This is a genomic window from Martinezella lusitana (assembly GCF_016901135.1).
Taxonomy (GTDB): Bacteria; Pseudomonadota; Alphaproteobacteria; order Rhizobiales; family Rhizobiaceae; genus Rhizobium; species Rhizobium lusitanum_D.
The window spans coordinates 102,047-116,006 of sequence record NZ_JAFEVL010000066.1 but is presented as its reverse complement, the minus strand read 5'-3'; the positions used below and the strand labels follow the sequence as shown (position 1 = coordinate 116,006).

8 protein-coding genes are annotated in these 13,960 nt (G+C 61.9%); 4 read left to right on the top strand and 4 right to left on the bottom strand.

Going from position 1 to position 13,960, the window contains the following annotated elements; genetic code table 11:
* Positions 1-13 precede the first annotated feature (13 nt).
* Both JTP94_RS28630 and JTP94_RS28625 read right to left on the bottom strand, forming a co-directional pair.
* The gene (locus JTP94_RS28630) at positions 14-1,006 is read right to left on the bottom strand and encodes a hypothetical protein (RefSeq protein WP_204853813.1); all 993 of its coding nucleotides are present in this window, start codon (positions 1,004-1,006) and stop codon (positions 14-16) included.
* A gap of 85 nt (positions 1,007-1,091) precedes the next feature.
* Positions 1,092-1,319 carry a DUF1674 domain-containing protein gene (locus JTP94_RS28625; protein WP_204853812.1) on the bottom strand — a complete coding sequence of 76 codons (228 nt, stop codon included), beginning with the start codon at positions 1,317-1,319 and terminating at the stop codon, positions 1,092-1,094.
* Between the two features lie 108 nt (positions 1,320-1,427).
* Between JTP94_RS28625 and htpX the strand changes: the two genes are divergently transcribed.
* The 4 genes from htpX (at position 1,428) to purH (ending at position 7,406) form a co-directional block, all read left to right on the top strand.
* On the top strand, positions 1,428-2,414 hold the full coding sequence (htpX, locus tag JTP94_RS28620; protein WP_204853811.1) for a zinc metalloprotease HtpX: 987 nt from the start codon (positions 1,428-1,430) through the stop codon (positions 2,412-2,414).
* On the top strand, positions 2,405-3,820 hold the full coding sequence (locus JTP94_RS28615) for an RsmB/NOP family class I SAM-dependent RNA methyltransferase (RefSeq protein ID WP_409456641.1): 1,416 nt from the start codon (positions 2,405-2,407) through the stop codon (positions 3,818-3,820). The genes htpX and JTP94_RS28615 overlap by 10 nt, the downstream gene beginning before the upstream one ends.
* A 149-nt stretch (positions 3,821-3,969) precedes the next feature.
* A complete protein-coding gene (locus JTP94_RS28610) occupies positions 3,970-5,616 on the top strand; it encodes a heparinase II/III family protein (RefSeq protein ID WP_204853809.1) in 1,647 nt (548 codons plus the stop codon).
* 173 nt (positions 5,617-5,789) lie between these two features.
* Positions 5,790-7,406: a bifunctional phosphoribosylaminoimidazolecarboxamide formyltransferase/IMP cyclohydrolase gene (gene purH, locus JTP94_RS28605; RefSeq protein WP_204853808.1), complete on the top strand. Its 1,617-nt coding sequence runs from the start codon at positions 5,790-5,792 to the stop codon at positions 7,404-7,406.
* A 198-nt stretch (positions 7,407-7,604) separates the two neighbouring features.
* On the opposite strand, the gene JTP94_RS28600 is transcribed toward purH, so the two are convergent.
* Both JTP94_RS28600 and JTP94_RS28595 read right to left on the bottom strand, forming a co-directional pair.
* On the bottom strand, positions 7,605-8,993 hold the full coding sequence (locus JTP94_RS28600) for an MFS transporter (protein WP_204853807.1): 1,389 nt from the start codon (positions 8,991-8,993) through the stop codon (positions 7,605-7,607).
* Between the two features lie 50 nt (positions 8,994-9,043).
* Positions 9,044-13,834 carry an NAD-glutamate dehydrogenase gene (locus JTP94_RS28595; RefSeq protein WP_204853806.1) on the bottom strand — a complete coding sequence of 1,597 codons (4,791 nt, stop codon included), beginning with the start codon at positions 13,832-13,834 and terminating at the stop codon, positions 9,044-9,046.
* Between the last annotated feature and the right edge of the window lie 126 nt (positions 13,835-13,960).

The window sequence follows — 13,960 nt, the reverse complement described above, 5'->3', positions numbered from 1 at the left end:
TAATTCTCAAGGCTCATCTGCAAGCTCTGAAAAAGGCAATCGCGGAGCGAGCGACGTGATCGTGCACGCTTTTTCGCTGCAAACCGGAGTCATAAAATATCTCCGGCGACGCCTTTATGCCTTGCGGCGTGGGTTCTGGTAAAAAGGTGTAATGGCCCACTCCTCCCTGCAGGATCTCGAGGGAGCTGGACCTGATCTTTTTGTGAAGCCAAACGCAGCATTCATTGGCGGGCGCGATGGTATCCGCATCGCCTCCTATAATTTGAACCGGCGCATTTATTCGTTCGAGGCTGTCCTCGGCAAAGCCGAGAACCGAGCGGCCAGGCGCAATCGTCAGCCCGGTCACAAATCTTTCGTCCTTGAAGCTTTCCTTTCGTCGATTCCACGACTCCACAAAAATTCTGTCATGTAGAAGTGAAGGGATGTGCTCGGCCAAATCAGGGAATTCCCTTGGGCCTCGCACCGGGCTCTTTCGAGGATTATCAGGTTCAAACTGGGAGTATGCCACACGTGCTCCCAAAAGTAGCAGCGCCGTATAAGCGCCGGCGGAGAAGCCCGCGACGTGGGCGCGGTTCTCGAATGTCGCTCCCAGGGCCTCTTTCCAATCATTGGCATCGAACAATGCACTTAAGTCGCTGGCTCGCTCCCAGAGACACAGGAAGCCTTCGGGTCTATACGGCTCGGAGCCCGTGTGGCCATGATGGTTGATAGCCAAGGCAACAAAGCCGGATTGTGCCAAACGATGTCCAAGCCATCCCAATCCGCCGGCGACGCCGCCCGAGCCATGAGACAACATGACGACCGGCAGCGGATCGGAAGTCAGCTTAATCGGCGCATCGTGCGCGATGGCTTCCTGCTTAAACCATGATGGCGCCGACGGCGGCGTCTCGATCGCCTCATCGTTGGCCGGATACCAAACAGACCAAGCGAGTGGCCGGGGGCCTGTACCATCCCAATTTGTTCGGCTCCGGTCGAAGGACAGTCCCTGAGAGAAACCTACGGGCATCATTCTCCTCTGTTTCGCAGCGACATCGGTGCCGATCGCGGGGCTGCTGCTGGGTCTTTCTCATCATAGTGATGAGCAGGGCATCTCAAAAATCGATAGCCCGCCCATTGATCTCCCAATCGCCGAAGCGAGCCGGATCGGCGCCGCCGCGGCCGCCGATTTCGGGGGGGAGTTCGGCCTGCGCCTGAGCTTCCTGCGCCTTGCGGCGTTCCTCGGCTTCGGCCAGCGCGCGCCTGGCGGCGGGCGAGAGCGGTTTGCGGGTGATTTCACCGGCTTCGGTGTCTATTTTATTGTCGTTATCTGCTGTCTGCATGAGGTGATCGGTCCGGAACCGTTGAAATAGGCGGATGAATAGCCAAATCATAGTGCGTCCGGCCGCAAAGAAAAAGGTTTGGACGACAGATGTGTTGGAGACCCCTCGATGAATCTCATGCGTACCGCCATGTTGCTTGCCTTCATGACCGCCCTCTTTATGGGCGTCGGCTATCTGATCGGCGGTCAATCGGGCATGCTGATCGCATTTGTCGTCGCCGCCGGCATGAACTTCTTTTCCTACTGGAATTCCGACCGCATGGTACTGTCAACCTACAATGCGCAGGAAGTGGACGAGCGCAGCGCCCCGGAATTCTATCGGATCGTCCGGGATCTCGCCCGCAATGCCGGCCTGCCGATGCCAAAGGTCTATCTTTACGACAGCCCGCAGCCCAATGCCTTCGCCACCGGCCGCAACCCGGAAAACGCCGCCGTTGCCGCCTCCACCGGCCTGCTGCATGCGCTGACGCCTGACGAAGTGGCTGGCGTGATGGCGCATGAGCTTGCGCATGTGCAGAACCGCGACACGCTGACCATGACGATCACGGCGACGCTTGCCGGCGCCATTTCGATGCTCGGCAATTTCGCCTTCTTCTTCGGCGGCCGCCGTGACAACAACAATCCGCTCGGCATGGTCGGCGTCCTGTTGGCGATGATCGTCGCCCCTCTCGCGGCGATGCTGGTGCAGATGGCGATCAGCCGCACGCGCGAATATTCGGCTGACCGCCGTGGCGCCGAAATCTGCGGCAATCCGCTGTCGCTCGCCTCGGCGCTTGGCAAGATCGCCCGTGGTGCTGCGCATATTCCGAACGAGGCGGCCGAGGGTCATCCGGCGACGGCACATATGTTCATCATCAATCCGCTGTCGGGTGAGCGCATGGACAATCTGTTCTCGACGCATCCGAACACGGAAAATCGTATCGCGGCATTGCACGAAATGGCGCGTCATGGCGGCGGCAGCGCCTCGCCAATGGGCACACAGCCCGGCTTTAGCTCGACGGCACCGGCCTTGACTGCTAATCCGGAGCGCAAATCGCGCTCCGTACCGAATACGGGTCGCGGTGGTTCGCAACCGCCGAAGGGACCCTGGTCTTGAGTTCTGACAAGAAAAACAAAGCTTTCAACAAGGACGGAAGAGGATCGGGCAAGGGGCCGGCGGAGGCTCGCCCGCATGATTCGGCGCCTGCAAAGCCCGGCTTTGCCGCGCGTGCGGCCGCGACGAAGATCCTCGCTGCCGTCATCGACCGCAAGACGCCGCTCGACGGCATGCTGGATGCGGAGGGCGGCAATCCTGCCTACAAGGCGCTCGGCGACAGCGATCGGGCGCTGGTGCGCGCCATCCTGAACAGCGCGCTGCGGCACCTGCCGCGCATCGAAGCGGCGATATCGTCTCTCCTCGATGCGCCACTGCCGGAAGGCGCTCGCGCCTTGCATCACGTGCTGGTGGTCGGAGCCGCGCAGATGCTTTATCTCGATGTGCCGGATCATTCCGCCGTCGATCTTGCTGTCGAGCAGGCCAATCGCGATCCCCGCAATCGCCGCTTTGCCAAGCTGGTCAACGCTATTCTCCGCCGCATCGGGCGGGAGAAGCAGGAGATCCTCGATCGGGTCGCGGGTGTCCTTGCCATGCCGGCCTGGTTTCTCTCCCGCCTGGAAACCGCTTACGGCGCGCCGGCGGCACTCAAAATTTCGGACACGCAACTCGAGCCAGCCGCGATCGATCTGACTGTGAAATCAGACGCCGAAGGCTGGGCGAAACGTCTCAATGGCGTGGTGCTGCCGACCGGTGGCGTGCGGCTTGCCGCCTTCGAAGGATCCATTCCTTCGCTTGAGGGTTTCGATGACGGCGAGTGGTGGGTTCAGGATGCGGCCGCCAGCATTCCGGCGAAATTGTTCGGCTCGCTCACCGGCAAGCGGATCGTCGATCTCTGTGCCGCGCCCGGCGGCAAGACGGCGCAGCTCATTCTCTCGGGCGGCAAGGTCACGGCTCTCGACCAATCCGCCAATCGCCTGAAGAGATTGTCCGCCAATCTGGCGCGTCTCGGGCTGGAGGCGGAGACCGTTGTTGCCGATATGAGCAAGTATCAGCCTGACGCGCTTTTCGATGCCGCCCTTCTCGATGCCCCCTGCTCCTCGACGGGAACCACGCGCCGTCATCCCGACGTGCTCTGGACCAAGGGCCCGGAGGATATCGCCAAGCTTGCCGGCCTGCAGGAGCGGTTGCTTCGCCACGCCTTGACGCTGATCAAGCCCGGCGGCCTGGTGGTCTTCTCCAATTGCTCGCTCGATCCCGAAGAAGGCGAGGATCTGGTTGCCCGCCTTCTGGCCGATACAGACAATGTCGAGCGCGTTCCGATCGAACCGCGTGACTGGCCGGGCCTGGAGGCGGCGATCTCGCCTCTCGGTGCTTTCCGCACCACGCCCGATATGTTGCCGCTGACCGGCGGCTTTGCCTCCGGCCTCGACGGATTTTTCGCCGCCGTGCTGCGACGCACGCGATAGTCGCATTCCCAGCGCATCTTTCGCGCATTAGTTAAAAATCCGGTAACATGTCCTTAATTGGTATATGTGTAACCTCTTTTTAACTACGGGTAACAAGAGTAAGCAGAAGCAAATATGCAGTTCTGCGGCAGGGTTTTGTGAGTTCATACATGCGGGAAGCATGGCGGCGGATGTCGCGCCGCGCGGCGTTGGCGCGATTGCGTCTCACCCGCCACACCATGCGTGTGCCGGAACGCCTGATCGTGGCGCCGACCGACTTGCGCAGCGTCGATCCGTTTTTTGTCGAGGAGCTTCTGAACGGCCGCATCCTGCTCGCCGGACGGGTTCTGGAAATGCAGGGCGCATCGCCCTTTTCCCTGGAGTTGCCGTCACGGGCATTCGCCGCGCGTCTGCACAATTTCCGCTGGCTGCGGCATTTGCGGGCAGAGAAGAGCGACCAGGCTTCGGCGCTGGCGCGCTCTATTCTAAGCGATTGGATCGCCGTTCACGGCCGCCGGCTGCATGGCCTTGCCTGGTCGCCTGACATCGCGGCGCAGCGGCTGATTGCCCTGTTGTCGCATTCGCCCGTGCTCCTGCATGGTACGGATAGCGGCTTCTACCGCCGCTTCATGCGCATGCTCATCTTCCATGTGCGCTATCTGCGCCGTATGGCGTCGACGGCAAGGGACGGTACGACGCGGTTTCGCGTGCGCATCGCGCTTGCCATGTCCTCTGTTGCCATGCCTCACAGCGCCCTTGCGCTGAAGCGCGCGGGACAGGCGCTCGATCGCGAGATCGACCGCCAGATCCTGCCCGATGGCGGTCATATCTCCCGCAATCCGCGCGTATCGCTGGAACTGCTGCTCGATCTGCTGCCGTTGCGCCAGACCTATGTCAATCTCGGCCATGACGTGCCGATCCGGCTTATTCCCGGCATAGACCGCATGTATCCGGCGCTGCGTTTCTTTCGTCATCAGGACGGTGACCTGGCGCTGTTCAACGGCGCGACGTCGACGCTTGCCAATGAGCTGATGTCGGTCCTGCGCTACGACGAGACGGCTGGTCAGGCGTTCAAGGCGCTGCCGCATACCAAATATCATCGGCTGGCGGCCGGTCAGGCTGTCGTCATCGTCGATGTCGGTGCTCCTGCCTCGGCCGATCTCAGCCGCACGGCGAATGCAGGCTGCCTCTCTTTTGAGATGTCGTCGGGCAAGACCCGCTTCATCATCAATTCCGGTTCGCCGGAATTCGCCGGCGAGCGCTATGCACAAGCCGCGCGGGCGACCGCGGCGCATTCGACCGTTACGCTCAACGATACCTCGTCGAGCCTGTTCTCCAAGTCGAAGTCACTGGGGCCGATCATGGTCGGCGGCGTGAAGAAGGTCATCATCGAGCGCGCCGAGACGGAAGACGGGCGCGATTATGTCAGGGCCGCGCATGACGGCTATCTCTCCGCCTTCGGCTATGTTCACGAGCGCGAGCTGAGCCTCAACGCGACAGGCACGATTCTCGCGGGACGTGACCGGTTCCTCGTGCCAGAAGGCAGGAAGCAGGCGCCGAAGGGCGAAGGCATCGCGTCCGCCCGCTTCCATATCCACCCCTCCATCAGCCTTTTGCAGACCGAGACGGATAGCGCCCTGCTGATCGCGCCGGATGGAGAGACCTGGGTCTTCTCCTCGCCGGGTAATGAAGTGCTTGTCGCGGAGGATATCTTTTTCGCCGACCCTTCCGGCATGCGCTCTTCCGACCAGCTCGAGATCGTTTTCCAGATTGCCGAAAAGCCGGAAATCCGCTGGTTTTTATCCCATCGGCCATAGGCTAACGGCGTCAGCTATGCTAACGGGGCGGCATTATCGTCCCGCGCCCTTTCCGCCGGACATCTCATCTCCTCATGCCAGAGCGTTTCCGCTCTGTTTTTTGTTATCGCGCAATTCCGGACGGAAAACCGCCGTACACTTTTCCTGGAATTGCTTCAGACCGGAGAAAGCCCATGGCCGTCGTTTCCAAGAAAATCCCTGCCCCTGACAAAGTGAGGGTGAAAACCGCGCTTCTGTCCGTCTTCGACAAGACCGGCATCGTCGAGCTGGCGCGCGCGCTCAGCGAACAGGGCGTGCGGCTTCTGTCGACCGGCGGCACGCACAAGGCAATCGCCGCGGCCGGCCTTGCCGTTACCGATGTCTCTGAAGTCACAGAGTTTCCGGAGATCATGGACGGCCGCGTCAAGACGCTGCATCCGAAGGTGCATGGCGGCCTGCTCGCCATCCGTGACGATGCCGAGCATCAGGCTGCGATGAAGGAGCACGGCATCAAGGGCATCGACCTCCTTGTCAGCAACCTCTATCCCTTCGAAGAGGTGCGCAAGGCCGGCGGCGACTATCCGACGACGGTTGAGAATATCGACATCGGCGGCCCGGCGATGATCCGCGCTTCGGCCAAAAACCATGCCTATGTGACGATCCTCACCGATCCGGCTGATTATCCGGCGTTTCTGGAGCAGCTTTCTGCCAATGCCGGAGAGACGAGCTACGACTTCCGCAAGCGTATGGCCGCCAAGGCTTATGCCCGCACCGCGGCCTATGATGCGATGATCGCCAACTGGTTCGCCGAAGCACTCGATATCGCCACGCCAAGCTACCGCGTTATCGGCGGCGTGCTGCGCGAGGAGATGCGCTATGGCGAAAATCCGCATCAGAAGGCGGCTTTCTATCTCACCGGCGAAAACCGTCCCGGCGTTTCCACGGCAACGCTGATCCAGGGCAAGCAGCTTTCCTACAACAATATCAACGACACAGATGCCGCCTATGAGCTCGTTGCCGAGTTCCTGCCGGGAAACGGGCCGGCCTGCGCCATCATCAAGCATGCCAACCCCTGCGGCGTCGCCACCGGCCCGAGCCTGGTCGAAGCCTACAAGCGGGCTCTCGCCTGTGATTCCGTTTCGGCCTTCGGCGGCATCATCGCGCTGAACAGCCTGCTTGATGCGGAAACGGCGGAAGAGATCGTCAAGCTCTTCACCGAAGTCATCATCGCGCCCGAGATCAGCGAGGAAGCCAAGGCGATCATCGCCCGCAAGCCGAACCTTCGTCTGCTGTCGGTCGGTGCCCTGCCCGATCCGCGCGCGCCCGGCCTGACCGCCAAGACCGTCTCCGGTGGCCTCCTGGTGCAGAACCGCGACAATGCCTTGGTCGAGGACATGGAGCTGAAGGTCGTCACCAAGCGCGCGCCGACGGCACAGGAGCTTGAAGACATGAAATTCGCCTTCCGTGTCGCCAAGCATGTGAAGTCGAATGCCGTCGTTTACGCCAAGGACGGCCAGACTGCCGGCATCGGCGCGGGACAGATGAGCCGCGTCGATTCTGCCCGCATCGCCGCGATCAAGGCTGAAGAAGCCGCTAAGGCGATGGGGCTCGCCGAGCCGCTGACGCGCGGTTCCGCTGTGGCCTCTGAAGCCTTCCTGCCGTTTGCCGACGGTCTGCTGTCGGCGATTGCTGCAGGCGCCACTGCCGTTATCCAGCCGGGTGGCTCCATGCGCGATCAAGAAGTCATCGACGCCGCTAACGAGCACGATGTCGCGATGGTCTTCACCGGTATCCGCCATTTCCGCCATTGATGACTTTACCCTCGCCCCAGCGGGGAGAGGGTCGCGCGTAGCGCGGGGTGAGGGGGCGTTACCGGGAAGTTATATATTGTTCGCAACGATATAGGCTGGTTCCGAATATGCCGGGAGGCCCCCTCATCCACCGTTCGGGCACCTTCTCCCCGCTGGGGAGAAGGGATGAGCATATCCCTCATCGAAATAGGAATATCCCTATTTCGCTTTGTCAGCCGGATAAGGCGTCGGCAGCAGGAGCAGCAGGCCGCCGGCGAGGAATATGACCAGCGTTGCCATGCCGAGGCGTGCCGAGCCGCTCCAATAGGTTACCAGCGAGAAGAACAGCGTCGCCATGAAGCTGGTGGCGCGGCCTGAGAGTGCGTAGATGCCGAAATAGCGGCCCGCTTCCGCGAGGCTGACGCTGCGCGCCAGATAGGAGCGCGAGGAGGCCTGCACGGGGCCGAAGGCGATGCCGATCAGCAGGCCATAGCCGATATAGGCCTTTTCCGCCGCCGTGCCGAACAGGCTGCCGGTGCTGACGGTCGAAAGCGGGACGAGGCCGAAGAGCGTGAAGCCCGGCCCGGTCGAGATGATACCGAAGGTCGCGACGAGCAGCAGCGTCAGGCTGATGACGACTGTTATTTTCGAGCCCAGCCAGCGGTCGACATAGCTGGCTGCAAAGCAGCCGAAAATGGCGATGACGTTGAGGATGATGCCATAGATGCCGATCTCGATCGTCGCCCAGCCGAACATGCCAGCTGCAAAGGTGCCGCCGAGGATCAGAAGGCCGTTCACGCCATCCTGATAGACCATGCGGGCGATGAGGAAGAGGCTGATGCCGCGCCGGCGCTTTAGCTCACCGAGCGTCGTTCTCAGCTCCCGCAGGCCCGAGCGAACCGCGGCTCGAAGCGGCAGGCCTCGGGCGGCATCGGGCGTGAAGAAGAACATCGGCAGGATGAAGAGGAAGTACCAGACGGCGGAAATCGGCCCGGTGATGCGCGCATCCTCGCCGAGCGTCGCGTCGAGGCCGAAGAGCGGCATCAGGCCGAAGATGGTCCTGCCGGTCTGCGGATTGCCGGCGAGCAGGGCAACGACGGTGATCAGCACGATCATGCCGCCGAGATAGCCGAGACCCCAGGCGGCATTCGACAGCTTGCCGACATCGTCTTTGCCGACCAGCCTCGGCATCATCGAATCGTTGAAGACGATCGAGAATTCGGCCGAGATCGAGGCGAGAATCATGAAGATGACGGGATAGATCAGCGGCGAGCCCGGTGCCGCACCCCAGAGGCAGAAGAGGCTGGCGATCTTGATGACGGCGAAAAAGGCGATCCAGGGCTTGCGCGCCCCGGATTGATCGGCGATCGAGCCGAGCACCGGCGAGAGCAGGGCGATGATCACCGAGGAGATCGTCGCCATATTGCTCCATGTCGTCTGCGCCGAGACCGGATCGGACGTCAGCCGCGCGACGAAATAGGGGCCGAAAATGAAGGTGGTGACGACGGTGAAGAACGGCTGTGCCGCCCAGTCGAAGAACATCCAGCCCCAAATGCCTCGTGCCGGCACTTTTGCCGGCACGTCGTCACCAATCCCGGTCGTCACCAAATCCAGCCCCTGATTCCCTCACCCGCCTGCCGGGGTCGGGGCGGACTGTGTCACCTTGCCCGGCCGTTCGCAAGATCGGTCAGCAGGCCTGCGGCCACGGTGATTCTCGCAAGGTTGGGATCGCCGCTTTCGCTGAGGCCACCGAGCTCTTCGGCGATGCGGTTGATGCGGATGCGGTCTTCCGCGTGCCATGCCTGGACCGGCAGCTTTTCCTTCGGATGGTTCGACAGGGCCGAGATGACGATATCGCGACGGGCGCCGGCGATCTGGTCGAGGCTGCGCGCCAAAGCGAGGCTCTCATAGTGATCGCCTGTGACGATCCGGCTGCCGGCAAGCAGCAGGCGGCCGACCCGGAAGGTCTGCGACACGGTGAAGTAGCTTTCCGCCGCCCGGTTCAGCGTATCGCCGGTGCGCTCAGCGATCTGCATGATCTCCGGAACGAGGACCAGCGCGTAGATCGTGGCAATTTCCGAAGCCAGCTTTTCCGGCAGGCCGGCAGCCTGGTATTCCGCCTCGCGGGCGGCGATCTCGGCTGCGAAATCCGCCGGGATATGGCTGAGGAAGACAGGACGAAGCTTTTTCAGTGCTGCTCGAAGCCGGCTAACCGTCTCCTCGATATCGCCCTTGGCAGCTCCGGTCTTCAAAAGCAGCCGGGTCAGCACCGTATAGACCTCGGTGATCTCGCCATAGACGCGGTTCTGCATCTGGCCGCCGACCTTGCCATCGAGCGCGTCCGTCTCGTTCCAGAGGCGATCGAGATCGAAGCCGTCGCGGGCGACCACAGCCGCCTTGACGACCTCGGCAGCCGAGGCCGCCGTCGCGTCCATCATGCTCACAGCAAAGCCCGGGCCGCCGCGATTGATCGCTTCGTTGGCGAGCGCCGTCGCGATGATCTCGCGGCGCAGCCGGTGGCTGTCGATATCGGCGGCATTCGAGCGCTGCATCTTGGCCGGGAAATAGCGGCTGAGGGTCGCGGCGAAATAGGGATCATCCGGCAGGTTGCTGGCAATAAGCGCGTCGAAGAGGACGATCTTGGCATAGGAGAGCAGCACGCCGATTTCGGCGCGGGTCAGCGGCCGTCCATTGGCATAACGCTCGGCGAAGGTCTGATCGTCGGGCAGCGTCTCGACCTTGCGGCTGAGCTGCTTGGCCGTTTCCAGCACGCTCATGAAGCGGCTGAGTTCCAGGCCGTTGCCGGTGCCCTTGCGCTCCGTCAGCGAAATCGCCAGGGATTGCAGATAGTTGTTCCGCAACACCAGGGTCCCGACTTCGTCGGTCATCGATGCCAGCAGGATATCGCGTTTTGCTCGCGTCAGGCGACCGTCGTGCATGGCATTGGCGAGCGCGATCTTGATATTGACCTCGACGTCTGAGGTGTTGACGCCGGCCGAGTTGTCGATGGCGTCGGAATTGCAGCGTCCGCCCTTGAGGCCATAGGCGATGCGGCCTTTCTGCGTGACGCCGAGATTGGCGCCCTCGCCGATTACCCTGGCGCGAACCTCTTCGGCGGTGATGCGGATCGGATCGTTGGCACGGTCGCCGACATCCGCATCCGTTTCGGACGGCGCCTTGACATAGGTGCCAATGCCGCCGAACCAGAGCAGATCAACGGGAGCCTTCAGGATCGCCGTCATGATCTCGAAGGGGGTGGCGACAGACTTGCCCAAGCCGATGACGGCGGCAGCTTCAGGCGTCAGCGTAACCGATTTTGCCGAGCGGGAGATGATCATCGCGCCCGTCGACAGGATGGACTTGTCGAAATCCTGCCAGCTGGAGCGCGGCAGGTCGAAGAGGCGCTGCCGTTCGGCGAGCGTATTTTCCATGTCGGGATCGGGATCGATGAAAATGTCGCGATGGTCGAAGGCGGCCAGAAGGCGGATCTTCGGCGACAGCAGCATGCCGTTGCCGAAGACGTCGCCGGACATGTCGCCGACACCGACGACGTTAAAGGGCGTCGTCTGGATATCGATATCCATCTCGCGGAAATGCCGCTTCACGGTTTCCCATGCGCCGCGGGCGGTGATGCCCATCTTCTTGTGGTCGTAGCCGGCCGAGCCGCCGGAAGCGAAGGCGTCGTCCAGCCAGAAACCGGCTTCCTGCGCCAGCGCGTTGGCCGTGTCTGAGAAGGTGGCCGTGCCCTTGTCGGCAGCGACGACGAAATAGGGGTCGTCGCCATCGAGCCGCACAGTGTCGGCCGGCGGGATGATGTCGGTGCCGGAGATATTGTCGGTGATCGACAGCAGCGTGCGGATATAGGTCTTGTAGGCTTCGCGGCCGGTGTTGAAGATCTCGTCGCGGCTACCGCCGACCGGAAGCTTCTTCGGATAGAAACCGCCCTTGGCGCCAACGGGTACGATGACGGCGTTCTTGACCTGCTGCGCTTTCACCAGGCCGAGTACTTCGGTGCGATAGTCCTCGGCACGGTCGGACCAGCGCAAGCCGCCGCGCGCCACTTTGCCGAAGCGCAGATGCACGCCTTCCACTTCGACGCCGTAGACGAAGATTTCGCGGAAGGGCCGCGGCTCGGGCAGACCGTCCAGAAGTTTCGGATCGAGCTTGAAGGCCAGCATGGCCTTCGGCGTGCCGTCGGCACTCCTCTGGAAATAGTTGGTGCGCAGCGTCGCATCGATGGCGTTGACGTAGCGGCGGAGAATCCGGTCGTCGTCGAGGCTCGGAACATCGGCGAGCTCGGTTTCGATGGCGGCGTGCAGCTCGACAAGCTTCTTCGTACGGCTCTTGTCGTTGAGCTTCGGATCGAGGGTATCGTGAAACAGGCGGAAGAGCGATCCTGCAATGCGCGGATATTTGTCGAGCGTCGCGGCGATATAGTCCTGGGAATAGGCGATGCCGGCCTGGCGAAGGTAGCGCGAATAAGCCCGCAGCACATTGGCTTCGCGCGCGGAGAGATCGGCCGAGACGATCAGCCGGTTGAAGGCGTCATTGTCGATCGTACCGCCGAAGGCGGCGAGGAAGGCTTCCTCCAGCGCGGCACCATGGCGGGCGAGATCGATCGTCAGGCCGCCACGGGCCTCGAGCTCCATGTCATGAAGTACGACATGGCCCGGCGAGCCGTCCTTGGCCGTGACATAGATGTCGAAGGTCCGCTCGCTGATGACGTTGAAGCCGAGGTTTTCCAGCAGCGGCACGCGGCGCGACAGCGCCAGATTGCCTTGCCCGTGGAAGATCTTCAGCGAAAGGATGTCGCCTGCCTCGTCCTTGCGGATATAGAAGCCGATGCGGATCGGCTCGGCACCGGCCGTTGCGGTGATATCGGGGAGATCGGCAAAGGCGTCTTCGGGGGAGAAGGCTTCCTGGAAGGCCTGGCTGACGGATATGCGCGGCGCTTTCGGGCCGGCGAGCATGACAAACCGCTCGTCCCAGCGGGCGGTAATGGCGCGGATTGCCTCTTCCAGTTTGGCTTGCGGAATATTGGGCGTCTTGCCGGCGCTGCGGCCGATGATGAAATGCACGCGCGCCACGCCGCCTTCCGGGAAGGCCGGATAATAAGCGGAAACGCGGCCGTCATAGACGGTTTTCAGGTAGTTGCCGATCTTCTCGCGGACGACGGAATCATATTCCTCGCGCGGCACATAGACGATGACAGAGACGAAGCGATCGAAATGATCGATGCGTGGCAGCGCCCGCACGCGCGGCCGGTCCGCCAGATCATTGATCTGCTCGGCGAAGCTTGCGAGCAGCGTCGTATCGATCTGGAAGAGGTCGTCGCGAGGGTAGGATTCCAGCGTATTATCCAGCATGCGGCCGGAATGGCTTGTGGGGTCGAAGCCGAAATGATCCTTGACCTTCTGTACCTTCGAGCGCAGCAGCGGCACTTCGATGGCAGCGCTGGTATAGGCCGTCGAGGTGTAGAGGCCGACGATGCGCAGTTCGCCCGTGACGTTGCCTTCGCTGTCGAAGCGCTTGACGCCGACATAGTCCATATAGGCGCGGCGATGGACGACCGACTTGACGTTGGCCTTGGCAACGATCAGGAAATCCGGCCCGTCGAGGAAGGCGAGGATTTCCGGCGTCGTGGTGACGGCATCCTTGCCCTGGCGCAGGACGCGGACATCCGGATTGGAAAGAATGCCGAGGCCGGCCCCGCGATCGCGCTCGACCTTGGCGTCGGCGCCCTTGCCGGAATAGACATATTCGCGCATGCCGAGGAAGGTGAAATTGCCGTCGCGCAACCAGGCCAGGAAGGCAAGTGCCTCGTCGCGATCGCCCTTGCGGCGGCCCGTCGCCTCATAGGTGGAGAGCTCCGAAATGACGATATCGAGGCGCGCCAGCATCGGCTTCCAGTCGGAAACGGTAAGATGCGTCTGATCGAGCACGGTCTGCACCCGCTTGGTGAGGTCCGTTGTCTGCGCTGCCGTCAATGGCGACAGATGAAGCTGGATATGGCTGACGCGATGGGCGGGATCGCTTAACTGATCGGCGGAATAGAGGCTGGGCTGCTTGCCGTCCTCGATGACCAGGATCGGGTGCACGGCCATGTAGAGATCGCGGTAGGTGCTGCTTACCTCGCCCATGATCGATTCGTAGAGGAAGGGCATGTTGTGATCGGTGATCGAGAGGATCGACACCGCGACGCCATCGGGCTCGATATTGGCGACCTGTTCGATGGTGACGCGCGGAGACGTGCCGTTCCAGGCTGCCAGCTCTCTCGCTGCGTGCACCGCAGCAAGGGCCAGCATTTCCGGGCTGTAACGCTCCATGTCGTCATTGCTTGCCCGGCCGAACAGGATTTCGGGATCGATATGCGCCTTGCCCGTCGCAGCCGCGATCTTGCGTGCCGCCTCGAGCTGCTTTTCCCGTTTCGGATTGGTCCTGGACGCCATGAAATTCCTCCCGATTTTCGAAATTTGACCACAGTAGCAGAAGGTTTAGCGAAAAAACTGGCAAAATGAATGCGAATTAGATTGCTTTTCGACCGATTTGGCCACGAATTTTTAGAAATCTTGCCA